This window comes from Methylorubrum salsuginis (assembly GCF_900114375.1).
In the GTDB taxonomy this organism is placed as follows: Bacteria; Pseudomonadota; Alphaproteobacteria; order Rhizobiales; family Beijerinckiaceae; genus Methylobacterium; species Methylobacterium salsuginis.
Genome location: NZ_FOSV01000012.1, coordinates 44,507 through 69,756 on the forward strand (window position 1 = coordinate 44,507; position 25,250 = coordinate 69,756).

Below are 25,250 nucleotides of genomic sequence, written 5' to 3' on the forward strand. Positions count from 1 at the left end.
CCTCAAACCTCCGGCGGCGCGTCAGGATTGCCCTCGAAGCGGTCGCGGTGGGCGGCGGTGCGGGCCAGCAGTAGGAGCGTCACCGGGGTCGTCACGGTGAAGAACAGGCCGATCAGCGCATCGCGCAGGACGAGGCGGTCCTCGATCAGCGAGAGCAGCAGCATCGAGCCGCACAGGATCAGGGCCATCCCCAGCGTCGCGCCGAGCGATGGGGCGTGGACGCGCTCGTAGAAGGTCTTCAGGCGGATCAGGCCGAGCGCGCCGACGAGCGCGAAGCCTGCGCCGGTGACCGTCAGCAGCACGACGAGGCAAGCGGCCCAGATCGGGAGTTCGGCGCCGTTCACTGGATCACCTCGCCCTGCATCAGGAACTTCGCCAGGGCTACGGTGGCGGTGAAACCGATCATGCCGATGATCAGCGCCGCCTCGAAATACAGGCCGCTGCCGGTGCGCATGCCGTGGACGACGATCGCCAGCATGCCGTTGAGGTAGAACGTATCGAGACCGAGGATCCGGTCCTGGGCGCGGGGGCCGCGCAGCATCCGCCACGCGGCGAGCGCCATCGCCAGGACCAGCATGCCCTGGGCGAGGCCGAGGCCCCAATCGAGGATCGTCACGCTGGTCATGCCGAAACTCCCGCAAAGATTTCCAGAAGGGGGCGCTCGTAGCGGTCCTTGATCCGAGCCTCCCAGTCGCTGTCCTCGGTGAAGTCGAGGACGTGTAGGAGCAGGCAGCCGGTGTCGGAATCGTACTGCACCCAGAGCGTGCCGGGGGTCGCCGTGAGGATCACCGCCAGCACCGTGAGGCCGGCGGGCTCGCGCAGTTCCAGCGGCACGGTGATGAAGCCGGTGCGGCGCTCGCACGGACGGGGATTGAGGACGACGCGGGCCACGTCGATGTTCGAGCGGACCATGTCGTAGAGGAAGATGCCGATCAGCCGGGCGATGGCGGAGGGCGCGCGCAGCCGCACGGGGCGGGGTTCCAGCGCCCGCATCACCGCCGGCACCGCGAGGCCGACGGCGAGGGCCAGGAGGACGTTGCCGGGGGTCGGCGGCGCGTTGAGCAGCAGCCATGTCAGCGTCAGGGCCAACGAGAGCAGCGGATGGGGCAGAAGGCGGCTCACCGGACACCTCCTTCGCCGAGCACGGCCCGGACGTAGTCCTGCGGCTGGGACAGCCACGCCACGGTGGCGTCGGCATAGGCCAATACCGGGCCGCCCCACAGGGCGAGCGCCATGCAGGTGAGGAGCAGGCCGGCAATTCCCAAAAGTTCGGGGGCGCGCAGGACCGGCGCGGGGTCGTCGCTCGGCACCCACAGGCTGAAGATGCCGAGCCGCACGAGCGGCATCAGCGTGCCGAAGCTCGACAGCGTCAGCGCCGCGATCAGCCCCCAGGTCGAGGCCGTCATCGCCCCGCCGGTCAGCCCGGAGAAGATCGCGAGCTTGCCCACGAAGCCGGCCAGCGGGGGGACGCCCGCCAGCATCAGCGTCGCGACCAGGAAACCGATGCCGAGAATCGCCACCGCCGAGGGGATCGCCCGGCCGACCTCGGTCGCCTCGGGATCGTCGAACGGGTCGCGGTACTCGTCGGCGAAGACCGGTTTTCCGGCTTCCGCCGGGTCGCGGCCGCGCTGGAGGATTTCGGCCAGGAGGAACAGGGCGCCGGCGGCCAGCGTCGAGCCGACGAGGTAGTAGAGCGCCCCCGACAAGGCCCGCTCGCTTCCCGTCCCGAGGGCGGCCAGCACCGTGCCGGACGAGATCATCACGGCGTAGCCCGCCGCGCGGGTCAGATCGCGCGCCGCCAGGATGCCCACGGTGCCGAAGGCGATGGTGGCGAGCCCCGCGGCGAACAGGATCGTCTGGCCGAAGCCGGCCGACAGCCCCTCGCCGAACAGCAGCAGGCTGAGGCGCACCACGACGTAGACGCCGACCTTGCTGAGGATGGCGAGGATCGCCGCGGCCGGGGCGCTGGCCGCCGCATAGGTGGTCGGCAGCCAGAAACCGAGGGGCCACGCGCTGCACTTGATCAGGAAGGCAAGCCCGAGCACGGCGCAGCCGACCTCGAACAGGCCGAGTTCGCTTAAGTGAGGCGCCGCGAGGCGCCGGGCGAGATCGGCCATGTTGAGGGTGCCGGTCGTGCCGTAAATCAGGCTGACGCCGACGAGGAAGAACAGCGAGGCGACGAGGTTGACCGCGATGTAGCCGAGGCCGGCGCGGATGCGCGTCTCGCCCGAGCCGTGCAGGACGAGGCCGTAGGAAGCCGCCAGCATCACCTCGAAGAACACGAACAGGTTGAACAGGTCGCCGGTGAGGAAGGCGCCGTTCACGCCCATCACCAGCAGCAAAAACAGGCCGTGGAAGCGTGGACCCGCCCGGCCCCAGCGGGCGAAGGAGAAGACGAGGGCGCAGAGGCCGAGGATCGCGGCGAGCACCAGCATCATCGCCGAGAGCCGGTCGGCCACCAGCACGATGCCGTAGGGCGCGGCCCAGTTGCCGAGGCGGTAGACGTCCGCCGCCTCGCTCGCGCGGCCGAGGAGGACGAGGGCGATGCCGAGCAGCACCAGCATCGTGACGAGGCTCAAGCCCGCCTTCAGCTCGCGGCGGCGCTCGTCCATCAGGAACATCGCGCCCGCGACCGCGATCGGCAGCACGATCGGCAGGACGACGAGGTGGTCGGACCACGTGCTCGCCTGTGTGATGGCGACGGGGCCGGTCATGGATGGGGGTTTCCCGGATGCGGTTCCGCGCGATGCGGCTCGTGGCCGTCGACGTGGTCGCTGCCGGTGACGCCGCGGGCGGCCAGCAGGACGACGAGGAACAGGGCGGTGAGCGCGAAGCCGATGACGAGAGCGGTGAGCACCAGCGCCTGAGGCACCGGATCGTCGACGGAGACGATCTCCGGTATGGCGCCGAGCACCGGCGGCGCGCCGACGGTGAGGCGGCCCATGGCGAAGATGAACAGGTTGACGGCGTAGCTCAGCAGCGAGAGGCCCAGCACGACTTGGAAGGTGCGCGGGCGCAGCATCAGCCACACGCCGGAGGCGGCGAAGATGCCGATCCCGGCCGACAGGACGAACTCCATCAGGCGGGCTCCTTCCCGGCATCCGCTCTCGCTTCGGCCTCGGCTTCCGCGGCGCGGGTGCGGCGCAGCGACTGGTGGGCCAGCGCCACCAGCATCAGGGCGCTGGCGCCGACGACGAGGACCATGATGCCGAGATCGAACACCAGCGCGCTCGCCACCGGCACCTTCCCGAGCACCGGCGGCTTCCAATAGGTGAAGAAGGCGGTGAGGTAGGGGCGCCCGAACAGCCAGGAGCCCGCCCCCGCCAGCACCGCGATCAGCATGCCGGCGCCGATCCAGGCGATCGGCTGGATGCGCAGGCGCTCTTCCACCCATTGGGCGCCGTTCGCCATGTATTGCAGCATGAAGGCGACCGTCATGGCGATGCCCGCCGCGAAGCCGCCTCCAGGCAGGTCGTGGCCGCGCAGGAACAGGTGCAGCGCGAGGAGCACGATGAACGGGAACAGCCACGTCGTCACCACGCGGGGCACGAGCAATGCGTCGGCGGTGGTGTGGCCGGGCTCGCGGCCCTCGCGGGCGTGGTCATAGGCGTCGTAGCGGACCTGTTGCGCCGGGCGCTCCAGGCTGTCGGGGGCGGGGCGGAACCGGCGCAGCAGGGCGAACACCGTGAGGCCGACGACGCCGAGCACGCAGATCTCGCCGAGCGTGTCGAAGGCGCGGAAATCGACCAGCAGCACGTTGACGACGTTGCGCCCGCCCGCCTGCGGATAGGCCTCCTCGACGAACCAGCGGCTGATGCCGTCCACCGCCGGACGGGTCATCACGGCATAGGCGAGCCCGGCGAGGCCGAAGCCGACGAGGCCGGCGATGCAGAGATCGATCAGGCGGCGGCGCCTGCCCCGTGCCTCCTCCGAGGCCGGAACGGGAATCGCCTCGTCGCGCTTCGGCAACCAGCGCAGCCCTAGCAGCAGCATCACGGTGGTGACGATCTCGACGAGGATCTGTGTCACCGCGAGGTCGGGGGCCGACAGCCAGAGGAAGGTGAGGCTGCTGACGAGGCCGGCGCCGCCCACGAAGATCGCCGCCGAGAGCCGGTGGTACTTCGCCCGTTCCGCCGCGCCGATGGCGCAGGCCGCACCCACCAGCCACATCAGGGCGAAGGCCGGATCGAAGGGGGTGAGGCGCCCCGGCGCCGTCAGGTCGAGCCCGCGGGCAGCGCCCGCGGCGAGGGCCGCCGTCAGTGCCGTCAGGAACAGGATGCGCAGTTGCGGCTGGAGCCGCTCGGTGCCGAGACGCGCTTCCAGCCAGCGGGCGCCGCGCACGAGGCCGGTCATCGAGCGCTCGAACAGCCAGCCGCCGTCGAGCCGGTCCATCAGCCAGGGGCCGCCGCGGGGATTGGTGTTGATGCGCTTGCCGAAGACGAAATAGAGCGCCACGCCGCCGACGAGGGCCGCGACGCTCATGGCGAGCGGCGCGTTGAAGCCGTGCCAGATGGCGAGGCTGTAATCGGGGGTGCGCTCGCCCAGCACCGCCCGCACCGCGCCCGCCAGAACCGGGCCGATGGTGAGGTTCGGCACGAGGCCGATGGCAATGCAGGTGAGCACCAAGGCTTCGATCGGGATGCGCATCCAGCGCACCGGCTCGTGCGGTGCGTGCGGCAGGTCGTGCGGGGGCGGCCCGAAGAAGGTCTGGCGGATGAAGCGCAGCGAGTAGAGCATGGTGAACGCGGAGGCCACCGTCGCCAGCACGGGGAGCGCCAAGTGGAGCGGGTGGTCGCCGGCGTTGTCGACGGCCTCCGACAGGAACATCTCCTTCGACAGGAAGCCGTTGAGCAGCGGCACGCCGGCCATCGCGGCGGCGGCCACCATGGCGAGCGTCGCGGTGTAAGGCATCGCCCGCCACAGGCCCGAGAGGCGGCGCATGTCGCGGGTGCCGGTCTCGTGGTCGATGATGCCGGCCGCCATGAACAGCGAGGCCTTGAAGGTCGCGTGGTTCACGACGTGGAAGATCGCGGCGACCACGGCGAGCGGCGAATCGAGCCCGAGCAGCAGCGTGATCAGGCCGAGATGGCTGATGGTCGAGTAGGCGAGCAGGCCCTTCAGGTCGTGCTGGAAGATCGCCGACCACGCGCCGACCAGCATCGTCGCCATGCCCAGCCCGCCGACGATCCAGTACCAGGCCTCGGTGCCGGCCAGGACCGGCCAGAGCCGGATCATCAGGAAGATGCCGGCCTTCACCATGGTGGCGGAGTGGAGGTAGGCGCTGATCGGCGTCGGCGCCGCCATGGCGCGGGGCAGCCAGATATGGAACGGGAACTGCGCCGACTTGGTGAGCGCGCCGGCGAGCACGAGGATCAGCGCGGGCAAGTAGAGCGGGCTGTTGCGGATCGCGTCGCCCGACGCCAGCACCGTGTCGAGATCGTAGCTGCCGACGATCCGGCCGATCAGGATCATGCCGACGAGCAGGCACAGGCCGCCGGCGGCGGTGACGGTGAGCGCCATGCGGGCGCCGTCGCGGGCGGAGGCGTTGTCCGACCAATAGCCGATCAGCAGGAACGAGACGACCGAGGTCAGCTCCCAGAAGACGACGAGCTGGATCAGGTTGCCCGAGAGCACGATGCCGAGCATCGCACCGACGAAGGCGAGGAAGTAGCAGAACAGCCGCGGCACCGGATCGGCGGCGGCCATGTAGTAGCGGGCATAGAGCACCACCAGCGCGCCGATGCCGAGCACCAGCATGGCGAAGAGCCACGCCAAGCGGTCGAGCCGCAGGATCAGGCGGACGCCCAGCGTCGGCAGCCAGTCTACCGCCACGGTGACGGGGGTGTCGCCGATCAGCGGATAGAGGCTGGCCACGCAGGCGAGGCTCACCAGCATCACGCCCCCCGCCACCGTGGCGGCCGCGTTGCGCGCCGAGCCCGGCAGGCAAACCGCCACGAGGCTGCCGAGGAAGGGCAGGATCGCGGCGAGCGCGACGAGCAGCTGAGGCGTCGAGGCTGAGGGCAAAGAACGAGGCTCGCGGGTCCGGGCGCCGCCTTTTCCGGGCGGCGCCGTCATCCATCGGGGTCGCAACGCCTCGCGCAACCCCGCTCGCCGCCGGAATCGGCGGTTTTGCGGGCATTTCGTCGAGGACAGGGCGCTTCTAGCAGAACGAGAGGCGGGGCGTACCGCATCCGGCGTGCGCATCGACACCGGGGCGCATGCGTTTCGAACCCGAGGCGGCTATGAGGTTCGGACCCATGATCCACCGGCTGCCGCCCCTGTTCCCCCTCCTGTTGCCAACGCTCGCCGTCTTCCTCGGCGCGTGCTCCGACGAGGGCGGCGAGCGTCGCCGGTCCCTCGGCGAGGCGCCGCGTTTCGACGACCTCATGCGGGTGGCGGATGCCGAGCGGGGCGGGCGCCTGTTCGGCCGCTGCGCCGCCTGCCACACGATCGAGCGGGGCGCGGGCGACCGGAACGGTCCGGGCCTGTTCGACGTGATGGGCAAGCCCGTCGCCGGAAACAGCCGACGGTTCGGCTACACCGCCTCGCTCCGGTCCCTCGGCGGCGTCTGGACGCCGGAGCGTATGGACGCTTGGCTCACCGCGCCGGCCGCGATGGTGCCGGGCACGAGCATGCACTTTTCGGGGCTGCCCGACGCGCTCGACCGGGCGGACCTCATCGCCTTCCTGCGGACCCGGAGCCTCGCGGCAGAGGTTGCGACCCAACCAGAACGGCAGCCGGCCCCCCGAGAGCCGTAACGGCGCCGTCGTCTCGGTGGGCGACTTCGGGATGACCGTCGTCGCGGCGGCATCTTGTTCGATGTCCGAGCGTTCCTCGGCGCATTGCGGCCAAGCCGCCCCCGGCAACGCTCAGAGCTTCGTGCCGGGTATCGATAGGCCGGGCCAGTACGACGAGCGCGCCGCCGTGGGCCGTAGGGGGCATCCACGCCGATGCGTCGGTCGGAGGAACGGCGGCGCTTGCCGGGCGACACCGATTCCCACACGCTCATGCCTGCTGCGGATCGGCCTCTCGAAGGGGCCGGTGGCGGGCGTCGGCGACCATCACGGGTCGGGCCCGCCGCACCTTCAGCACAGCAATCGCAACAGGCTGAATGCCAAAGTCGGCCGCATGGCCGGCAGGCGCCGTCACCAGCCCTACCGATGAAGAACGGGATGTCAGGAGATGCGCTCGCGACCCAACGACTCCGCTAAGGAGGGGGTCTGACCGATCGGCATCTGAGGAGTGTTTGGTGGGCGCACTAGGGTTCGAACCTAGGACCCGCTGATTAAGAGTCAGCTGCTCTACCAACTGAGCTATGCGCCCCTCGGCTTCGCTTCCGAAGCCGTCCCGCCGGGCCACCAATCCCCTGCGGTGACGGGCTACTAGCAACGCCCGGGACGGCTGTCTACCCGGTGGTTCGAAGATTTTGCCGGGAACCTTTGCCGGAGGGCCGGAGGCATGGGGCGGTTGCACGGGCCGCAGGACTTCAGGGAGACGGACAGGATTTCGGGGAGACGGGGAGGAGTCGCACGCGCCCGCGTGACGGGGGGCGCAGTCTCGGCTAGAGGCGAAGGATGAGCGTACGTCCCTTGCGAATCGGAACCCGCGGCAGCCCCATGGCGCTGGCGCAGACCGGAATGGTCCGTGACCGGATCGTTGCGGCCAATCCCGGCCTGGAGACCGAGATCGTCGTCGTCTCGACGGTGGCCGACCGCATCCTCGACCGCCCGCTCTCCGAGATCGGCGGCAAGGGTCTGTTCACCAAGGAACTGGAGCAGGCGCTGTTCGCCGACGCGATCGATGTCGCGGTCCATTCCATGAAGGACGTGGAGACCTGGCTGCCGGACGGTCTCGTCATCGCCTGCATCCTGGAGCGGGACGACCCGCGCGACGCGTTTCTCACGGCGGGCGCGGCCACTTGCCTCGCGGATCTGCCGGCGGGATCGCGGGTCGGCACCTCGTCGCTGCGCCGCGGGGCGCAGGTGCTGATGCATCGGCCGGATCTGACGATCGTTCCCCTGCGCGGCAACGCCAACACCCGCATGCGCAAGCTGGAGGCGGGGGAGTGCGACGCGACGCTGCTGGCGCTCGCGGGCCTGCAGCGGCTCGGCATGGAGAGCGTGGCCCGCTCCGTCCTCTCCGTCGAGGAGATGCTTCCCGCCGTGGCCCAGGGTGCGCTCGGCATCGAGTGTCGGGCGGGGGACGAGGCGATCCGCGCGCTGCTGGCGCCGGTCGCCTGTTCCACGACCACGACGGCCCTCGACGCGGAGCGGGGCCTGCTCGCCGAACTCGACGGCTCCTGCCGCACGCCGATCGCCGCGCTGGCCCAGGTGCAGGGGGATCGCATCAGCCTCGACGGCCTGCTGTTCCTGCCGGACGGCTCACGCCATTGGGCGGTCCATCGCGAGGGCGCCGCTGCCGACGCCGCCGCGATCGGGCGGGAAGCCGGCGCCGAACTGAAGCGCGCCGCGGGCGACGTGTACTTCGCGCATCTGAAATAGCGCCGACGCCGGTTGGGCCTCACCGGGCCGCGGGCGCGGCCCTGCGATGCGCTCGACCCCTCCGACCGATCGCATCGACGGCCCCTCGCCGCGTGGGGCCGCAGACCGCCGTCCTCGGTGGAAACCGGGCGACGATCACGGCGCAGGCGGGCCGCCCTCCCTCACGACAGCCGGCGTCAATGCTCGTCGGGGGTCGATCCGGTCTCGGTGACGTCCGTCAAGGCCGCCTTTTCCGCCGGAGGTTCGGCGCTGGCGACGGATTTCGGCTCCAGCAGCGGCTGCAGCCGGGCGGCGAGCTGCTTGTCGAGATGGCGGGCATAGGCGCCCTTGAAGAAGCGCTCGCCGGTGCCGCGGCCGTAGAGCTGATCGTGGGCGACCGCCATGCGCTGCACCTCGGGGCGGCAGAGGAAGCCGATGACGCCGGCGGCCTCGAACCAGCGAGCCTCACGGGCAAAGCGCATCGCTCTCGGGTTGGAGAGCACCGTCTCGGCGAAGCAGGCGGTGGCCGCCTCTTCGAGGGGGGCCAGCACGGCGTGAGGTGTGCCGGGCACGTGCTGGCGGGCGGGGCGCGCCTCTGCCGCTGAGGTGGCGAGGGCGACGGCAAGACCGCAGAGCAGCACGGCTTTCATGGGGCGTCTCGAACCGGTGTCGAACGCCCGCATTCTTCGCTGAACAAACCGACAGATCTAGGGCACCTGGGCCGTCTTCGTGCCGCAGCGCGACACAAAGTTCGGTTGTCTCTCCGCCGCCACAGGGGCGGCTCAGCCCCGGCGCATGGCGTTCCAGCTTCCGCTGCAGCTGACGAGGCCGTTGCCGACCGTCTGCCACGTGCCCGAGCCGCTGCCGCCGGGCGTGAGGCGACCGGTCACCTGAGCCGCATCCTGGCCGCGGGAGATGATGCCGCGCACCGCGCCGTTCGGCGACACCCGGCCCTGGATGTTGACCTCGCCGCCGCCATAGACCGCCTCGCCCCGCTGGATCTGGACGCCGTAGCGGTAGGCCCGGTCGCACGGGCCGTCCTGGGTGACGACCTCGATGCTCCAGCGCCCGTCGTAGCGGTTCGGCACCTGCACCTTGCGCTTGGCGGCGTCCGCCGGCCCCAGGGCCGCCACGGTGACGACGGCGGAAAGGCAGGTGGCGAGAATCGGCAGGCGCATGGCGTCGGGTCCGGCTGTCCAGGGTGGGGCATGGCCCCGCTCGACGCCGAAGATTGGCGCAAGGTCCGCAGAGTCAAGGCGTGCTCCCGGAGGCCGGATGCCGCCACGGTCCGGCTCGTGACGCGGCACACGCACGCTCGATGGCGTCACGCCGTCTTGACGAGGCGCTCGCCGCTGAAGGCCGTGGTGGTCTCGCGGGCATAGGCGCGGGCCCGTAGGACCACTTCCGTCGGGATCTGCATCACCACGTCTCCGGTCTTCGGGTCCGTGACGCGGAAGACGAGGGAGGCGCTGTCCTGATCGCGCACATAGGCGCGCTGCTCGGGCTGGGCCGGCTTGGCCTCGCTCGCCTCGGGACGCACGTCGATGGAGACCGCCGGGTCGAGCACCCGGGAATCGGGGCCGTTCGACGGGCCCGCCACGGGGCGGATCGGGGTGATGCCGGAGGCCTGCGCAACGGGCGGCGTCGGCGGTGCTGGACGGATCGCGTCCATGGCTGATGTCCTTTTCGAGTTCAGGGACGAACCATGAACCCCAGAACACCGCGCGGGCGATAAGCGGAGTGTTAAGAAACGCCTCTTGTCCCCCGCTGCCATGGGACGGAGTCGATGACGTGTGAAGATTTCACCAACAATTCGATCGAATCTTCGCGGCGATGAAAGGAGGCGGCCGGGCTGATCCGGCCGCCCCCGAACGCTCATTCCGCCGCTTCGACGTAGAGCTTGCCGCCCTCGGCCAAGAACTCCTGCGACTTCGCTTCCATGCCGGCCTTGCGCTCCTCCTCGGAGAGGGGCTTGGCCTCGCCCAGCACGATGCCGGCCTCCTCCATGGCGAGCACGTCGGCGCGCAGGTCCTGCGTGATCTTCATCGAGCAGAATTTCGGCCCGCACATCGAGCAGAAATGGGCGACCTTGTGGGCGTCCTTCGGCAGGGTCTCGTCGTGGAACGAGCGGGCCGTGTCCGGGTCCAGCGAGAGGTTGAACTGGTCCTCCCAGCGGAAGTCGAACCGGGCGCGGGACAGCGCGTCGTCGCGCAGCTGCGCGGCGGGGTGGCCCTTGGCGAGGTCGGCGGCATGCGCCGCGATCTTGTAGGTGATGACGCCGGTCTTCACGTCGTCGCGGTTGGGGAGCCCCAGATGCTCCTTCGGCGTGACGTAGCAGAGCATGGCGCAGCCGAACCAGCCGATCATCGCCGCGCCGATGCCCGACGTGATGTGATCGTAGCCGGGCGCGATGTCGGTCGTCAGCGGGCCGAGCGTATAGAACGGCGCCTCGCCGCATTCGCGCAACTGCTTCTCCATGTTGACCTTGATCTTGTGCATCGGCACGTGGCCTGGGCCCTCAATCATGGTCTGGCAGCCCTTCTCCCAGGCGATCTGGGTGAGCTCGCCGAGCGTCTCCAACTCGGCGAACTGGGCCGCGTCGTTGGCATCCGCGATCGAGCCGGGGCGCAGGCCGTCGCCGAGCGAGAACGACACGTCGTAGGCCCGCATGATGTCGCAGATCTCGTCGAACCGCTCGTAGAGGAACGATTCGCGGTGCCCGGCGAGGCACCAGCGCGCCATGATCGAGCCGCCGCGCGAGACGATGCCGGTGGTGCGCCGCGCAGTGAGCGGCACATGGGCCAGCCGCACGCCCGCATGGATGGTGAAGTAGTCGATGCCCTGCTCGGCCTGCTCGATGAGGGTGTCCTTGAAGACCTCCCAATCGAGCTTGAGCGGATCGCCGCCGACCTTCTCCAGCGCCTGATAGATCGGCACGGTCCCGATCGGCACGGGGGAGTTGCGCACGATCCACGAGCGGATGTTGTGGATGTTGCGGCCGGTCGAGAGGTCCATGACGGTGTCCGCGCCCCAGCGGATCGACCAGACCAGCTTCTCGACCTCTTCCGCCGCCGAGGAGGTGACGGCCGAGTTGCCGATGTTGGCGTTGATCTTCACCAGGAAATTGCGGCCGATCGCCATCGGCTCGAGTTCGAGGTGGTTGATGTTGGCCGGGATGATGGCCCGGCCGCGGGCGATCTCGTCGCGCACGAATTCGGGCGTGATGAAGGGCGGGATCGAGGCGCCGAAGTTCTGGCCGTCGGCGAGCGCGGCTTCCGCCGTCTTCAGCATCTCGGCGCGGCACGCGTTCTCGCGGTGCGCGACGTAGATCATCTCCTCGGTGACGATGCCGGCTTTCGCGAACTCGTATTGCGTCACCATCTGGCCCGCTTCCGCGCGGCGGATCGTGCGCTCGGCCGGGCAGGGGGCGACGAGCTTGTCGGCCGAGGCGAAGCCGTTGTCCTCGGGCTTGACCTCTCGGGGCTTCACCGCCGCGTAGCCGCGCTTCGCGATCCAGGGCTCGCGGGCCGTCGGCAGGCCCTTCTCCAGATCGATGCCGGCATCGGTCTCGGTGTAGGGGCCGGACGGGTCGTAGACCCGCACCGGTGCCTCCTTGGGATCGGACAAGCCGATTTCGCGGTAGGGTACACGGATGTCGGGATGGCCGGGGACCGCGTCGTAGACCTTGCACGAGCCCTGGATCGGCCCGGTGGTCACGCTGGCGGGATTGCCTTGGGGGAAGTCTTTGGGACGGACGGGTGCGTTCATCGCTGTCGCTCCTGGCGTGGGAGGCGACCCGTTGGTCCCGACGATGGTGCGGAAGGCCGACGCCTCGCGCGCCGGCCACAGGTTCCCGTCCCTCCGCCGGTACGAACCGGATCAGGTTCAAGGGTCAGGGCGTGTTGCCCACTCTCAGCCCGGTTAGGGCCCCCCTCGGAACGATTCCAACCTCTGCCGCCGCGCCATCCTTGTCAATCCGTACCGACAAACAGGCAAATCGGAGTGTTCGATTTTACCGGAAGTCGCGAAAGGCGGGACACCTGCCTCGATCCTTGCCGGTTTGCGGCGCATCCCGGAGAAGTGCCTCACCCAAAACTCACCAATTCCCGTGTCGATGCCCGTCGCCGGGTCGCAAATGTGGATGGACACGGGTTCCGGGGTGGCGCGAAGGCCCTCCATCCGCGACACAGACTCTCGATGAGCACGGTCGTCCCCTTCCGCAGACCCCAATCCGCCGCGCGCTCCCGCGCCGCCAGCGACGCCGCCGCCGTGGCGAGCGATCTTCTGGGCATCCTCGATCAGCTCGAAGGGCTGGTGGAACGGGCCGCCGCCATGGACCGCCCGGCTTTGGAGGTGGAGCGCAGCGTCCAGCACCTGCTCGACGCGATCGGCGCGGTGGAGCGCGCCTCCGACACGATCGGCGAGGGCTGCGGGCCCGGCAGCGCGTAACGCGCTCGGGAGCCGGCGGCCCGCGAGGTCACGCGCCGGCGGCGAGCACGCTGGTGATGATCGTGCCATAATGGCACGCGGTGGCGGCGAGTACGAAGCCGTGCCAGATGGCGTTCTGGAACGGCAGGCTGCGCCAGACGTGGAACACAACGCCGACCGAATAGAGCAGGCCGCCAGTGGCGAGCAGCCAGAAGGCCGAGGGGCTGAGCCCCGAGATCACCGATTCGTAGGCCAGCACGCCGCTCCAGCCGAGCATCAGGTAGAGCACGATCGAGACCCGGTCCCAGCGGCCCGGCATCAGGATCTTGATGGCGATGCCGGCGAGCGCCACGGTCCAGACCAGGGCGAGCAGGCTCCAGGCCACGAGACCCGAGCCGACCAGCGCCACGACCGGCGTGTAGGTGCCGGCGATCATCAGGTAGATGAAGGCGTGGTCGAAGCGGCGCAGGATCCATTTGCGCGGCGAGATCGGCCACATGTTGTAGGCGGCGGATGCGCCGAGCATCGCCACCATCGCGGTGGCGTAGATCAGCAGAGAGGCCCGCTCCAACCAGCCGAGATGGGTCAGGGCCGCGGTCACGATCAGGCAGACCGCGCCGAGAACACCGAGCACGACGCCCGCGACGTGGACCGCGCCGTCCGCGCGCATCTCGCTCGGCGTATAGTTCCAGGTCAGGGCCAGGGGCCGGCCGTCCTCTGCCACGAACATCCTCTGCTCCCGTGTTGGTGTGTCTCAAGTCTTCAAGTCACGAGTCGTTCCATCCGAAAAATACGTATCCCCAAGTGTCTTCCTCAGTGTCGCATGCGAGTCGTGAACGAATAACGACTGTTCCCACCTTGTGCGATGCAAGAAGAGAGGCTGTTCATGTTGCATTGCCGTGCTGGCCTGGGGCAGGATCGGGACGGCTTCGTGAACCGCCGCCGACGGCGCAGCAGGTTTCGAGCCAAGGCGAGGCGGCGCATCCGTCTCAGGATCGAACGCCGCGGTCGAGCTCTTCGGCCCGCGCCAGCATCTCGCGGGCGATGCCCCGTGGATCGGGCACCGCCCAGGCCACCTCGAAGGCGCCGCGGTCGGGGTAGAGCGTGCCGGGGGCGTGGAAATAGCGCGCTTGGCTGCGATTGAGGCCGTCGAGCAGCGCGAAGTTGGCGTTGAGCGCCGGTTGCCAATTCAGGCCGACGAGGCGCCGGCCCGGGGCCGCGAAGACGGTGGTGTGGAAGGCCGAGCCCACCGTGCCGAGGATGACCCGCCGCGACGACAGCAGGCGGACCTGCGCCGGCAGGTCGAGGGTCTCGGGATGGACGATGTCGACGCCGCAGCGTTCCAGCTCGTCGGCGATCTCCTCCTCGTTGACCAGGCGGGTGATGCCCGCGGTGAGGCGCGTCTTCGCGAGATAGGCCGGGCGCGCGACGGTATCGACCTCATCCGGGCGCCAGAAACCTTCGCCGATACCGCGGCAAAGATCGCCGTAGACGGCGTGGACGCCCGCCTGCTCGCGCAGCGCCGGCTCCGGCACCAGCACGTCGGCGAGGCGCACCGGGCGCTCGAAGGTGACGAGATCGTCGAGGCCGTAGCCGAGCCGTCCGAGGATGTCGTTCAGGAACGGCGCGCGGTCCCAGCTCCCCGGCCAGGCGTGGCAGAGCAGCTTCGGCCGGGCGCCGGTCCAGCCGACCAGCGGCCAGAGATGAGGCAGGGTGTTGATCAGGAAGTGCCCGTAATGGAGGGCCAGCAGGCCCACGTAGAGCAGCGGTCCGGCCGCGACCGGCTCCGGTTCGGCCAGTCGCAGGCCGGGGGCGGGCGGCCGCCCACCGCCGAGGAGGCTCCCGTCCCGAGCGAAGAGACCCCAGGGGGCCTCGCCGGCGAGCGGGTGGAAATCCGCCCGGGCCAGCCGGCGCCAGCCGGGCAGGGTGTCGTGCCGCTCGCAGGTGCCCCACAGCGTCCCGCAGGGCCGGAGGCGCGGGCGCTGCCGCGCCACCGGTTCAGCGCCCGGCCAGGGCCTCGAAGCCGATCGGGACGACCGGCTCGGGCGCGACCGGGGCCGGGGTCGAGACGGTGCCGAGGCTCAGCCGGGCGTGGACGGTCGCCATCACCAGAACCGCCATGGCGAAGACCTGATGGGCGAGCCCGGCCCAGAGCGGCACCTGCAGCAGCAGGGTGACGATGCCGAGACCCATCTGTGCCGTTGCCAGCGCCGCCACGCCGATGGCGCGACCCGCGGCGGACCCGGCCGAGCGGCGCACGGCATCGACGGCATGGATCACGGCCACCAGCACGACGAGATAGGCAAACAGGCGGTGGTTGAGCTGCACCAGGGTGAGGTTGTCGACGAAGTTCTCGATCCAGGGCACCTGGGCGAACAGGGCCTGCGCCGGGGGCACGAACACGCCGTCCATGTCCGGCCATGTGTTGTGGACGAGCCCGGCCTTGGAGCCGGCCACCAGCCCGCCCAGCCAGATCTGCATCAGCACCAGGGCCGGCAGCAGGCAGGCCAGCGCCCGCACCGGGCCGGGAGCGGGATCGAGCGCGCCGGGCCGCGTACCGGCCGCGAGCCAGACGAGGCCGGTGAGGATCAGGCTCGCGGTGGTGAGGTGCAGGGCGAGCTTGAGCGGGGCCACCGCGGTCATGCCCGGCTGGAGCCCCGAGGCGACCATGATCCAGCCGATGGCGCCCTGGAGTCCGCCCAGCACGCCCAGGCCGAGGAGCCCGAGGAGCAGGCGGCGCGAAAGGAAGCCGCGGGCCCAGAAGAACAGGAACGGCAGGAAGAACACGAGGCCGACTACGCGTCCGAGCAAGCGGTGGCCCCATTCCCACCAGTAGAGCGTCTTGAAGTCGGACAGCGCGATGCCCTGGTTGAGGATGCGGAATTGCGGCGTGTCGCGGTACTTGCCGAACTCCGCCGCCCAATCGGCCTCGCTCAGCGGCGGCACCACGCCGGTCACGGGCCGCCACTCGGTGATCGAGAGCCCTGAGCCCGTCATCCGCGTCGCGCCGCCGACGGCGACCATCGCGACCACCAGGGCCGCCAGCAGGTAGAGCCAGGCGCGGACCGCGCGCTGGCCGGGGCGCGCCTTCACGGGCGCGGCAGCGAGGTCGGACGAGGCTTGGGACAGTCGCATGATCTTTTGCGGGTTCTCGCCGGAACGGCCGGATACGGCCCGTGCCTTACGGGAAGCGGTGGGCGGGGCGCAACGCGGCGGATGATCGGGGCCCGGTTTGACGCAGCATCCCGGCGTTGCGGCCTGCGCTCCTGGCCGGTACCACCGACGGCCACCTCGAACGACACGGTACCCCGCACCCATGCGCCGCCGCACGCGCACCTTCCTCGGCACCTTCGGCATCCTGGCCTTCGTGATCGTCTACGCGCCGCTCGCCATGGCGCTGGCCGACAGCCGGATCGCCGAGGCGCATCCGGCGATCCAGACGGTCGCCTACTGCATCCTCGGCATCGCCTGGATCTTCCCGCTGATGCCGCTGATCCGGTGGATGGAACGGCCGGACAGCTAAGACCAACCGGCGCTGATCCCGACGCATCGCCGATGGCCCCCGCGACGGCGGGGCGGCGGGCGTCCGCCGGATGCACGCAACAGCACCATCGGTCCTGTTGCGTGCCGCTTGGGACAAGGTGCAGTCCGACGAAGCGGACACCGATTCGTCGAGAGAAGGCACGGCAAAGCGAGGAACGGGAGCAGCCGGCCCGATGCAATTGGGTCTGATGCGGCTCTCGGCGTGCGGCCGGCGCGAACGCGGAAGAAACGAAAAATTAATTCTAACGGGCGACGCGGGAGGGACGCGGCGCGCACCTTTTTTCGCCGCACTCCCCGGCGAGAAGGCCTGACGCCTGCCACGCTCAAGCTTTCCCGCCGCTTCACCCAGGGTCGCCCGCCGCATCATGCGCCCTCCGTTCCGCTCACCGCTCCTTTCGGCCGCTTGCCTGCTGGCCCTCGTCGGCCCGGCCGCGGCGCAGGGCGCGCCGCGCTCGATGGCGGAGTGCGAGCGGCTCAAGAACGACCTCGCCTACAACCAGTGCCTCGCGATGTTCGGCCCGCCAGCCCGCAATGTCGGCGGCGGCGACGGTTCCTCCGCTCTGAGCGCGCCCGCGCCGGTCGCGTCCACGGCGACGATTCCCGGAATCCCCGCGGTCGAGGAGCCGGAGGTGCAGGAGGGGCGGCGCGGCCGCCGCAGCCGATACAGCCGCCGCAACGGCCGGATGAATGCGGCCTTCACCGTCGGCACCGTCGATGACAGCGGGAGTGTCGCCGAGGCCGACTCCGACGCGCCCCGCTCGCGCCACCGACGTCGGCGGCGCTAGAGCATCGGCCCGAAAGGTGGGAACCGGCTTTCGGGGAAAGCCGATGCGGCACAAGAATCGAGAGCAACGGCCCGGAAGATGGGAACCGGCTTTCGGCAAAAGCCGATGCGGCACAACGACCTCAAGGGTCCCGGAATCGATATCCGGGACGAGGCTCGGGCCGGACATCGCGGCGGATACGGTTTTCGGACGGAGTGTGTCTTGACAATCCAAGCTTGGCCGTTTCGGGTCACGGCGGATGGCAGGACACGAAAGGTCCGGGATCATGACGATCGATCGTAAGGACGCCGCGCTCGGCGGCTTCGCGCCTCGGGCCCCCTTTCTCAGCCGCCGCGGGTTCCTGGCCGGGTCCGCTGCCGGTCTCGGTGCCCTCAGCCTCGGTGGCTGCGTCACGGCCGACAGTGCGCTGATGGCCGAGGCGGCGACGATCTACGGGCCGATGCCGGACGAGAAGTTCGCGATCCCCGCGGTCGACATCAAGAAGGTCAACCCGAAATACTATCGCCGGACGGTCCCATACGCCTCCAAGGAGGTGCCGGGCACCATCGTGGTCGATCCCGGCCAGTACTACGTCTACCGGATCGAGGGCGACGGCGTGGCGACCCGCTACGGCGCCAATGTCGGGCGCGACGGGTTCCTTTGGAGCGGCGACGCCTATGTCGGCCGCAAATCCGAATGGGCGACCTGGACCCCGCCCAAGGAAATGATCAAGCGCCAGCCCGAGGCGGCGAAATACGCTCGCGGCATGCCCGGCGGCCTCGACAACCCGCTGGGCGCCCGTACGCTCCACCTCTACCAGAACGGCGCCTACACGCTCTACACGATCTACGCGAGCAGCGACCCCGAATCGATCGGCTCCGGCATCACCAGCGGCTGCGTCGGCCTGCTCAGCCAGGACATGATTCATTTGTATTCGCGGACGCCGGTGAAGACGAAGGTCGTCGTTCTTCCGGCGTGAGCCGGGGGGAGGGCACCCTTCAATCCTGAACGCCCGTCATTACGGGTTCCGCTGCGCAGCCCCGGAATGACGGCGGTGGTCAGCCGATGACCCGAGCTCGAGACGGTCGCTCACGCTTCTCGCGCCATCGCCTCGACGGTGCGGACCAGCAACTCGATGTCCTGAGGGCGCGACAGCCGGTGGTCGGCATCCTTCACGAGGGTGAGGCGCGTGCCCTCGGCCGGCAGGCGTTCGAGGATGCGGAGCGCGTGGGCATAGGGCACGTCCGGGTCGCGCATCCCCTGCAGGATGTGGACCGGGCCGCCCGGTTCGAGGTTCTCGCCGAGCAGCAGATGGCGCCGCCCGTCCTCGATCAGCGCCATGCGGATCGGGTCCGGCTCGGAGGCGTAATCGGTCGGGCGATACCAGACGCCGTCGCGGGCGAGCGTCTCCCGGATCTCCGGCGTGAACGAGGCCCACATCAGTTCCTCGGTGAAATCGAGGGCCGGGGCGATCAGCACCATGCCGCCGATGCGCCCGCCCTGCCGCGCCCGGTTGCGCGCCGCGAGGCAGGCGATCCAGCCGCCCATGGACGAGCCGACGAGGATCGGGCGCTCGCCCGCATGGGCCGCGATCACGGCTTCCGCGTCGGCGAGCCAGTCGGAGATCGTGCCGTCCTCGAAGCGCCCGTCGGACTCGCCGTGGCCTGAATAATCGAATCGCACCATGCGCCGGCCCGTGTCGGCCGCCCAGGCATCGAGGGCGGCGGCCTTGGTGGCGCGCATGTCGGAGCGGAAGCCGCCGAGCCAGACCACCGCCGGGCCTTCGCCCTCGCGGATCCGCAGGGCGAGCTGGCGGGGCCGCTCGCCGCCGATGCTCAGACGGGTGACGGGCAGGTCGGCGGGGGAGGGGGGCGTTATCGTCACGACCGCGAAAAACCTCGCAATTCGAGAAAGTCCGGTGAGATGGCGTTTACCGAACCGTAAAGCGCTTGGAGGATTCTTAAGGGATGAGTGCGTATCGAGCGACCCTCCCGCGGCCGCGGGGCCGGCGATGAACGGGGTCGGCTTGTCCGGGGGCCCGGTGCAGTCGGGCGAGCCGTCGCCGCTCGCCGGCGCCACGGTGCTGCAGATCATCCCGGCCCTCGAAGCGGGGGGCGCCGAGCGCACCACCGTCGATGTCGCCGCCGCCTTGACCGAGGCGGGCGCCCGGGCGCTGGTCGCCACCGAGGGCGGGCGGCTCGTCGGCGAGTTGCAGGCCAAGGGCGGCATCTGGGTGCCGTTTCCGGCCAACACGAAGAACCCGCTCGCCATGGCGCTCAACGTCGAGCGCCTCGCGCGGCTCTGCCGCCGCGAGGGCGTGCAGATCCTCCACGCCCGTTCCCGCGCCCCCGCCTGGGTCGCGCTCGGAGCCGCGCGGCGACTCAAGATTCCGTTCGTGACGACCTATCACGGCAGCTATTCGGGCCGTACCAGCGTCAAGCTGCTCTACAATTCGGTGATGGCGCGGGGCGATGTCGTCATCGCCAACTCGCACTACACCGCCGACCTGATCCGCCGGGCGCATCCCGAGCAGGCGGGCGACCGGATCGTGGTGATCCACCGCGGTACCGATCTCTCGGCCTTTACACCGTCGGCGGTCGCACCGGCCCGCGTCGAGGCCCTGCGCCGGGCCTGGGGGGTCGCCCCGCACGAGCGGGTGGTGCTGCTCGCCGCCCGCCTCACCGCCTGGAAGGGCCAGCGCGTGCTGATCGAGGCCGCCGCCCGCATGCGCGATCTCGGGCTCGCCGACCTCGCCGTGGTTCTGGCGGGCGACCCACAGGGCCGCACGAATTACGAGCGCGAACTCGACGCCCTGATCGAGGCGCGCGGCCTCACCGGCATCGTGCGGCGGACCGGGCATTGCACCGACATGCCCGCCGCCTTCCGCGCCGCCTCCGTGGTGGCGGTGCCCTCCGTCGAGCCCGAGGCGTTCGGCCGCTCGGCGGTGGAGGCGCAGGCGCTCGGCATTCCCGTGGTGGTCTCTGATCTCGGCGCCGTCCCCGAGACCGTTCTGGCCCCGCCCGATGTCGATCCGGGCCAGCGCACCGGCTGGCGGGTGCCGGCGGGCGACGTGGCCGCCCTCGCCGACGCCCTGGCCGAGGCGCTGACCCTGCGGGCGAGTGCCCGGGAGGCGATGAGCCGCCGGGCGCAGGCCCATGTCGAGGCGCATTTCTCGCTGGATCGGATGATTTCGGCGACGCTCGGCGTCTATTCCGGTCTTCTGGGTCGCGGGAACGGATGAGGCGGTTGAACCGAACGCGCTCCCATGAGTTGACTTGCCAAGAAGATTTGCCAAGTTAGTGCCGTCCGGCCGAGCCGGATCGATCGGTGGCCGGGGCTCGCTCGATGCGGGGTCTTCAGGCTGCCGTTTCGTCGTTGATACAGGAGAACCAAGCCATTCGCAGACCAATGAGAGCCATGCCGGCCCCGCAGAAGGACGGGCCGCGCGCCAACCGGGACATCCGCGGCGTCCGCGACGTCCAGCTCATCGACCAGGACGGCCAGAACAAGGGCGTCGTGCCCTTCTTCGATGCCCTGGCGATGGCCGAGGAAATCGGCCTCGATCTCGTGGAGATCGCCCCGAATTCGGTCCCCCCCGTCTGCAAGTTCCTCGATTACGGGCGCTTCCGCTTCAACGAGCAGAAGAAGCAGAACGAGGCTCGCAAGCGCCAGAAGACCGTCGAGGTCAAGGAGATCAAGCTCCGCCCCGGCATCGACAAGCACGATTACGACGTGAAGATGAAGGCGGTGCACCGCTTCTTCGAGGAAGGCGACAAGGTGAAGGTCACCCTGCGCTTCCGCGGTCGCGAGATGGCCCACCAGGACATCGGTCTGCGTCTGCTCGAGCGGGTCAAGGTCGAGACGGCCGAGATCGCGAAGGTCGAGAGCGAGCCGATGCTCGAAGGCCGCCAGATGATCATGATCCTGGCACCCCGCTAAAAGAGATTCGTCCGGCCCGGTCGGACCAATGCGCTGTCCCTGAAAGGGGGCGGCGCATTTTTTATGTCTCGCGACACCCCGTCATTCCGGGGTTCGCCGCAGGCGAGAACCCGGAATCCACGACCGGCCGCGACGGTCCGTCTGCAGTCGGGCATCCCCCGTCACGGGTGGATTCCGGGTTCCGCTTCGCGGCCCCGGAATGACGGCGGAGTGTGGCCGCCCCGCCGGGGAGGCGAAGCGGCTTAAGGCCAAAAAAACTATTTCAGCATCGAGATCTGCACGTCTCCGACGCGGCGGGTCACCGCCACCGTCACGTCGTGGCCGTGGCGGTGCAGGCGGATATCGGCCCGCGAGGCTCCGAGCTTGAGGTTGAACAGCTCAACCGCTTCCAGGAATTTCGGCAGCACCGGGTTGCGGAAGCGGATGCGGTTGCGAGCGTGGTCGAGCTCCAAGCCGAGGCTTGCCGCCAGGAAGGCGAAGGGGGCCGCTGCCGCCCAGGCCTGCGGCGAGCAGGCGACCGGATAGCTCACCGGCCCGCGCTGGCGCCGCCGCATGAAGCCGCAGAACAGTTCCGGCAGCCGCTTCTGGTCGTAGTAGAGGCTGGTGTCGAACATGCCCTCGAACACCCGCGCGGCTTCGTCCTTCAGTCCGTAGCGGGCGAGCCCCATGGCACAGATCGCGTTGTCGTGCGGCCAGATCGAGCCGTTGTGATACGACATCGGATTGTAGCGCGCCTCGCCCTTGGCGACGGTGCGGATGCCCCAACCGTTGAAGCCCTCCTTCGACAGAAGTTGCGCCGCCACCTGCGCCGCCCGCTCCGGCAGGGCGATGCCGGTGAACAGGGCGTGGCCGGTGTTGGAGGAGCGCACGACGCAGGGACGCTTCGCGCCGTCGAGCGCCAGCGCGTAGGTGCCGATCTCCTCGCACCAGAAGGCCTCGTCGAACTTTTTTTGCAGTTTTTCGGCGTCCGCCGTGAGGCGGGTCGCCAGATCGTCCTCGCCCAGCAGTCGCGCGAGCTTCGCCGCGCCCTGCTTGGCCGCATAGACGTAGCCCTGCACCTCGCACAGCGCGATCGGGCCCTTGGCCATGGCGCCGTCGGCGTGAAAGATCGAATCGTGGCTGTCCTTCCAGCCCTGGTTCGCCAAGCCCTGCTCGGTCTCGCGGGCATATTCCACGAAGCCGTCGCCGTCGCGGTCACCGTATTGGTCGATCCAGTCGAGCGAGAGCTTCAACTGGGGCCAGATCGAACGGATCGTGTCGAGGTCGCCCGTCACCTCGTGATACTGCGCCGCCAGCATCACGAAGAGCGGCGTGCCGTCGATGGTGCCGTAATAGTGGCGGAACGGCACCTCGCCGAGCATCGCCATTTCGCCGCGCCGGGTCTCGTGCAGGACCTTGCCGGGCTGGGCGTCGGCGGCCGGATCGACCTCTTTGGCCTGGGTCGCCGCGAGGAAGCGCAGCACGCCCTTGCCGAAATTCGGGTCGATCCAAAGCGCCATCATCGCCGTGATGATCCCGTCGCGCCCGAACACGGTCGAGTACCAGGGGATGCCGGCGAAGGGATAGACGCCCTCCTGCGTGCGGGTCGCCAGCATGTAGAGGTCGGCGGTGGCGCGGCAGAGGCCCTCGTTGAACTGGTCGTTCGAGGAGATGATCGTGGTGATGCCCGCCGTGAGCCCGCGGAGATCGCGGCGGTTGTCGCGATAGGCGCGGGCGAAGATGCGGCCCTCGCTTAGGGAGCGGTCCGGCCGGTCGGCGAGGCTACCCGCGGCCCGCGAGAGCGCCGCAGCAGCGGCTTCACCGGCCTTCTCGGGGCCCGGCGCCTTGGTGAAGGCGCGGTGCGATTCGAACGCGACGCGGATGAACAGCGAGGTATGGGCGCCGGGCGCGAGTTCGACCACGAACTCGGCCTTGCCGGGCTCCAGCAGGTGAGGCTTGGGGCCCAGATGCACCGAGGTGGTGCGCACGATGTCGTCGAGGCCGGCGTAGCGGAACTGCACCTCGGTGTCCGAGCGCCGCTCCACCGTACGCTTGCCGCGCTTCAGCCGGTCCGAGCCGCGCACCTCGAACAGATCGCGGAAATCGGCGTCGAAGGTTACCCCGATGCGGAGCTTCCGGCGGCGGGTGTCGTAATTGCGCAGGCCGATCCGGTCGTAGCAGGTGCCCTTGAACAGGAACTTGGTGCGCTCCAGCGCGATCAGCTCGCGCGGGATCGACGTCTCGTCGCCCGCATCCAGCCGGATGTCCGGCGTGGTCAGATCGACCGACAGCGCGCCGTTGTCGTCCTGCATCGCCGAGGACAGCATCATCGGCCGCTCGTCCTCGACGGTCAGCGCGAGGCGCGAGAGGTAGCGCGTGTCCTGGAAGTAGAGGCCGTCGGCGCCGGGATACCAGCCGATGTCGCCGTAGCTGTCGAGGACGGCGAAGGCCTCGCCGTATTTGAGCGCGCGCAGGGGGCGCTCGACGAGCGAGGCCTGGGCCTCGATATGGTACTGGGGCAGCGCCTCGTCCGCGTCCTGAAAGCCCGCCTTCGCCGCCTGTCTGCTCTCGTGTTCGGCGTGCCTGGCCTTTGCCGCGTCGTCCTGTGCCGCCATGCGAAGCGCCTCCTGCCGATGATCCGTGCGAGTTCTCGGGTCCGTATCCTCGCAAGGTCCGGACCTTCGAATCGAAAACCGCCGGTCGTGTGGCACGACCGGCGGTGCGGTGAGGATCGTTCAGTTAGGCGCCGGGCCGGCCCCGGCGAGGGGCCCGGCCAAAGCTTTTCGGTCCGGCTTTTTAGGCGGGCATCGCGGCGACGTGGAGCGGCGCGCCGGCCTTGCCGTTCAGCTCGCCGTACTGGGGCGAGAAGGCGCCCGCCGACGGCATCTTGATGACGTTGGCTTGGCCGGCCAGCAGCTGCTCGTAGGCCGAGACGTACTTGCGGACCATCACCTCGGCGGTGAAGCGGCCTTCGAAGTGGCTGCGGACGCCGGTGCGCGGCAGATCACGCACCTTGCGGCAGGCCTCGACCGCCTCGTCCATCGAGTTGACGATGTAGCCCGACACGCCGTCCTTGATCACCTCGGGGACCGAGCCGTTGCCGAAGGCGATCACCGGGGTACCGGCCGACATCGCCTCGATCATCACCAGGCCGAAGGGCTCCGGCCAGTCGATCGGGAAGGCGAGCGCCAGGGCGTTGCCGAGGAAGTCCTTCTTCTGCTCCTCGTTGATCTCACCGATATACTCCACCAGCGGGTGGTGGATCATCGGCTCGATCTTCTCGTCCCAGTAATCCTGATCAGCCTTGTCGACCTTGGCGGCGATCTTCAACGGCGTGCCGGAGCGGATCGCCATCTCGATCGCGCGGTCGGGGCGCTTCTCGGGCGAGATGCGGCCGAGGAAGGCAAGATAACCGCCCTTGGCTTCCGGATAGAACGGGCAGTTCTCCTTCGGCAGGCCGTGATGGATCGTGGCCAGCCAGTTGGAGTTCTCCGGCATCGGCTCGCGCTGGTTGTCCGAGATCGAGACCAGCGGCATGCCGGTGAAGGTGTTATAGACCGGCATGAAGTCCGGCACGTCGAGGCGACCGTGCATGGTCGTCAGGCACTTGTGGTACAGATCTTCGAACATCGGGTACTGCAAGAGATCGATGTGGAAGTGGATCACGTCGAACTCGTGCGCCCGGCGATGCACGTGGTGCAGCATGGCGAGGTGGCCAGCGGTGTGGTCGCGGTAGCCGAGAAGGCGCAGGCCCTCCGGGTGACAGGCCGCGAGCTTGGCCGAAGTCTGCGAATCGCCGCTGGCGAACAAGGTCACGTCATGGCCCTGGCGGACCAATTCTTCCGTGATCCACGACACGACGCGCTCGGTGCCGCCGTAGAACTTCGGAGGAACAGCTTCCGCGAGCGGGGCTACCTGGGCAATGCGCACGAAGACGTCTCCTGTGACCGGGTATGGGATGTTGGAGAGAGTAATGGACGACGCGGTCTGAGCGGGACATGAACGAAACCGACAGCCAAGGTTTATGGTTCCGCCCGGCCCATGGCGCGACAGGGATTCTTTGCAACCCCACCGAATGCCGGCTTTCCACAGTCTTCGCGCCCGTCGGCGAACAAAG

The 25,250-nt window shown here is 69.4% G+C and carries 24 protein-coding genes, 1 tRNA gene and 1 riboswitch; of the genes, 8 read left to right on the forward strand and 17 right to left on the reverse strand.

Going from position 1 to position 25,250, the window contains the following annotated elements; genetic code table 11:
- Nucleotides 1-2 precede the first annotated feature (2 nt).
- From mnhG to BM140_RS14975, 6 genes are read right to left on the reverse strand one after another with little or no spacing between them, the layout of a single operon-like run.
- On the reverse strand, nucleotides 3-344 hold the full coding sequence (gene mnhG / locus BM140_RS14950; protein WP_091947793.1) for a monovalent cation/H(+) antiporter subunit G: 342 nt from the start codon (nucleotides 342-344) through the stop codon (nucleotides 3-5).
- The gene (locus BM140_RS14955) at nucleotides 341-625 is read right to left on the reverse strand and encodes a K+/H+ antiporter subunit F (protein WP_056244093.1); all 285 of its coding nucleotides are present in this window, start codon (nucleotides 623-625) and stop codon (nucleotides 341-343) included. The genes mnhG and BM140_RS14955 overlap by 4 nt, the downstream gene beginning before the upstream one ends.
- Nucleotides 622-1,122 (reverse strand): Na+/H+ antiporter subunit E, encoded by a 501-nt coding sequence (locus tag BM140_RS14960; RefSeq protein WP_091947797.1) that lies wholly within the window; start codon nucleotides 1,120-1,122, stop codon nucleotides 622-624. Before BM140_RS14960 ends, BM140_RS14955 begins: the two co-directional genes overlap by 4 nt.
- The gene (locus tag BM140_RS14965; RefSeq protein WP_091947800.1) at nucleotides 1,119-2,714 is read right to left on the reverse strand and encodes a monovalent cation/H+ antiporter subunit D; all 1,596 of its coding nucleotides are present in this window, start codon (nucleotides 2,712-2,714) and stop codon (nucleotides 1,119-1,121) included. The genes BM140_RS14960 and BM140_RS14965 overlap by 4 nt, the downstream gene beginning before the upstream one ends.
- Nucleotides 2,711-3,079 carry a Na+/H+ antiporter subunit C gene (locus BM140_RS14970; RefSeq protein WP_091947803.1) on the reverse strand — a complete coding sequence of 123 codons (369 nt, stop codon included), beginning with the start codon at nucleotides 3,077-3,079 and terminating at the stop codon, nucleotides 2,711-2,713. The genes BM140_RS14965 and BM140_RS14970 overlap by 4 nt, the downstream gene beginning before the upstream one ends.
- Nucleotides 3,079-6,024: a monovalent cation/H+ antiporter subunit A gene (locus tag BM140_RS14975; RefSeq protein WP_244535444.1), complete on the reverse strand. Its 2,946-nt coding sequence runs from the start codon at nucleotides 6,022-6,024 to the stop codon at nucleotides 3,079-3,081. The genes BM140_RS14970 and BM140_RS14975 overlap by 1 nt, the downstream gene beginning before the upstream one ends.
- Nucleotides 6,025-6,242: 218 nt before the next feature.
- Between BM140_RS14975 and BM140_RS14980 the strand changes: the two genes are divergently transcribed.
- Nucleotides 6,243-6,758, forward strand: a complete 516-nt coding sequence (locus tag BM140_RS14980; protein ID WP_207549463.1) for a c-type cytochrome — start codon at nucleotides 6,243-6,245, stop codon at nucleotides 6,756-6,758.
- Between the two features lie 489 nt (nucleotides 6,759-7,247).
- Here BM140_RS14980 and BM140_RS14985 read toward each other — a convergent pair.
- Nucleotides 7,248-7,323 (reverse strand) — tRNA-Lys (locus BM140_RS14985).
- A 251-nt stretch (nucleotides 7,324-7,574) separates the two neighbouring features.
- Between BM140_RS14985 and hemC the strand changes: the two genes are divergently transcribed.
- A complete protein-coding gene (gene hemC / locus BM140_RS14990; RefSeq protein WP_091947813.1) occupies nucleotides 7,575-8,501 on the forward strand; it encodes a hydroxymethylbilane synthase in 927 nt (308 codons plus the stop codon).
- Between the two features lie 176 nt (nucleotides 8,502-8,677).
- Here hemC and BM140_RS14995 read toward each other — a convergent pair whose 3' ends face one another.
- The 4 genes from BM140_RS14995 to thiC all read right to left on the reverse strand — a co-directional run bounded on the left by BM140_RS14995 (nucleotide 8,678) and on the right by thiC (nucleotide 12,248).
- Complete coding sequence (locus BM140_RS14995) at nucleotides 8,678-9,130, reverse strand: hypothetical protein (protein ID WP_091947818.1); 453 nt, start codon at nucleotides 9,128-9,130, stop codon at nucleotides 8,678-8,680.
- Between the two features lie 132 nt (nucleotides 9,131-9,262).
- Nucleotides 9,263-9,658 (reverse strand): hypothetical protein, encoded by a 396-nt coding sequence (locus BM140_RS15000; protein WP_091947822.1) that lies wholly within the window; start codon nucleotides 9,656-9,658, stop codon nucleotides 9,263-9,265.
- 146 nt (nucleotides 9,659-9,804) lie between these two features.
- Nucleotides 9,805-10,152, reverse strand: a complete 348-nt coding sequence (locus BM140_RS15005) for a flagellar protein FlaG (protein ID WP_091947826.1) — start codon at nucleotides 10,150-10,152, stop codon at nucleotides 9,805-9,807.
- A gap of 203 nt (nucleotides 10,153-10,355) precedes the next feature.
- Nucleotides 10,356-12,248 (reverse strand): phosphomethylpyrimidine synthase ThiC, encoded by a 1,893-nt coding sequence (thiC, locus tag BM140_RS15010; protein ID WP_091947829.1) that lies wholly within the window; start codon nucleotides 12,246-12,248, stop codon nucleotides 10,356-10,358.
- Between the two features lie 71 nt (nucleotides 12,249-12,319).
- Nucleotides 12,320-12,424: riboswitch (TPP riboswitch) on the reverse strand.
- Nucleotides 12,425-12,677: 253 nt separating this feature from the next.
- On the opposite strand from thiC, the gene BM140_RS15015 reads away from it, so the two are divergent.
- Nucleotides 12,678-12,929 (forward strand): hypothetical protein, encoded by a 252-nt coding sequence (locus tag BM140_RS15015; RefSeq protein ID WP_091947831.1) that lies wholly within the window; start codon nucleotides 12,678-12,680, stop codon nucleotides 12,927-12,929.
- A gap of 28 nt (nucleotides 12,930-12,957) precedes the next feature.
- On the opposite strand, the gene trhA is transcribed toward BM140_RS15015, so the two are convergent.
- The 3 genes from trhA to BM140_RS15030 form a co-directional block, all read right to left on the reverse strand.
- Nucleotides 12,958-13,638, reverse strand: coding sequence for a PAQR family membrane homeostasis protein TrhA (trhA, locus tag BM140_RS15020; protein ID WP_091947834.1), 681 nt, complete (start codon nucleotides 13,636-13,638; stop codon nucleotides 12,958-12,960).
- A 259-nt stretch (nucleotides 13,639-13,897) separates the two neighbouring features.
- Nucleotides 13,898-14,902, reverse strand: a complete 1,005-nt coding sequence (locus BM140_RS15025; protein WP_091947837.1) for a glycosyltransferase family 61 protein — start codon at nucleotides 14,900-14,902, stop codon at nucleotides 13,898-13,900.
- A 4-nt stretch (nucleotides 14,903-14,906) separates the two neighbouring features.
- Nucleotides 14,907-16,043: a COX15/CtaA family protein gene (locus BM140_RS15030; protein WP_091947840.1), complete on the reverse strand. Its 1,137-nt coding sequence runs from the start codon at nucleotides 16,041-16,043 to the stop codon at nucleotides 14,907-14,909.
- Between the two features lie 181 nt (nucleotides 16,044-16,224).
- On the opposite strand from BM140_RS15030, the gene BM140_RS15035 reads away from it, so the two are divergent.
- From BM140_RS15035 to BM140_RS15045, 3 genes are all read left to right on the forward strand, one after another.
- The gene (locus tag BM140_RS15035; protein ID WP_091947843.1) at nucleotides 16,225-16,431 is read left to right on the forward strand and encodes a DUF2842 domain-containing protein; all 207 of its coding nucleotides are present in this window, start codon (nucleotides 16,225-16,227) and stop codon (nucleotides 16,429-16,431) included.
- Between the two features lie 385 nt (nucleotides 16,432-16,816).
- Nucleotides 16,817-17,236 (forward strand): hypothetical protein, encoded by a 420-nt coding sequence (locus BM140_RS15040; protein WP_091947846.1) that lies wholly within the window; start codon nucleotides 16,817-16,819, stop codon nucleotides 17,234-17,236.
- A 265-nt stretch (nucleotides 17,237-17,501) separates the two neighbouring features.
- Entirely contained in the window at nucleotides 17,502-18,194 is a 693-nt protein-coding gene (locus BM140_RS15045; RefSeq protein WP_091947849.1) for a L,D-transpeptidase, read from the forward strand.
- Between the two features lie 110 nt (nucleotides 18,195-18,304).
- On the opposite strand, the gene BM140_RS15050 is transcribed toward BM140_RS15045, so the two are convergent.
- Nucleotides 18,305-19,099, reverse strand: coding sequence for an alpha/beta hydrolase (locus tag BM140_RS15050; RefSeq protein ID WP_091947852.1), 795 nt, complete (start codon nucleotides 19,097-19,099; stop codon nucleotides 18,305-18,307).
- 127 nt (nucleotides 19,100-19,226) lie between these two features.
- Between BM140_RS15050 and BM140_RS15055 the strand changes: the two genes are divergently transcribed.
- Both BM140_RS15055 and infC read left to right on the forward strand, forming a co-directional pair.
- Nucleotides 19,227-20,456 (forward strand): glycosyltransferase family 4 protein, encoded by a 1,230-nt coding sequence (locus tag BM140_RS15055; RefSeq protein ID WP_091947854.1) that lies wholly within the window; start codon nucleotides 19,227-19,229, stop codon nucleotides 20,454-20,456.
- Between the two features lie 176 nt (nucleotides 20,457-20,632).
- The gene (gene infC / locus BM140_RS15060) at nucleotides 20,633-21,154 is read left to right on the forward strand and encodes a translation initiation factor IF-3 (RefSeq protein ID WP_244535445.1); all 522 of its coding nucleotides are present in this window, start codon (nucleotides 20,633-20,635) and stop codon (nucleotides 21,152-21,154) included.
- Between the two features lie 257 nt (nucleotides 21,155-21,411).
- On the opposite strand, the gene BM140_RS15065 is transcribed toward infC, so the two are convergent.
- Together BM140_RS15065 and BM140_RS15070 are read right to left on the reverse strand one after the other, a co-directional pair.
- Nucleotides 21,412-23,748 carry an amylo-alpha-1,6-glucosidase gene (locus BM140_RS15065; RefSeq protein ID WP_091947858.1) on the reverse strand — a complete coding sequence of 779 codons (2,337 nt, stop codon included), beginning with the start codon at nucleotides 23,746-23,748 and terminating at the stop codon, nucleotides 21,412-21,414.
- A gap of 181 nt (nucleotides 23,749-23,929) precedes the next feature.
- Nucleotides 23,930-25,063, reverse strand: coding sequence for a glycosyltransferase family 4 protein (locus BM140_RS15070; protein WP_091947861.1), 1,134 nt, complete (start codon nucleotides 25,061-25,063; stop codon nucleotides 23,930-23,932).
- Nucleotides 25,064-25,250: the final 187 nt, after the last annotated feature.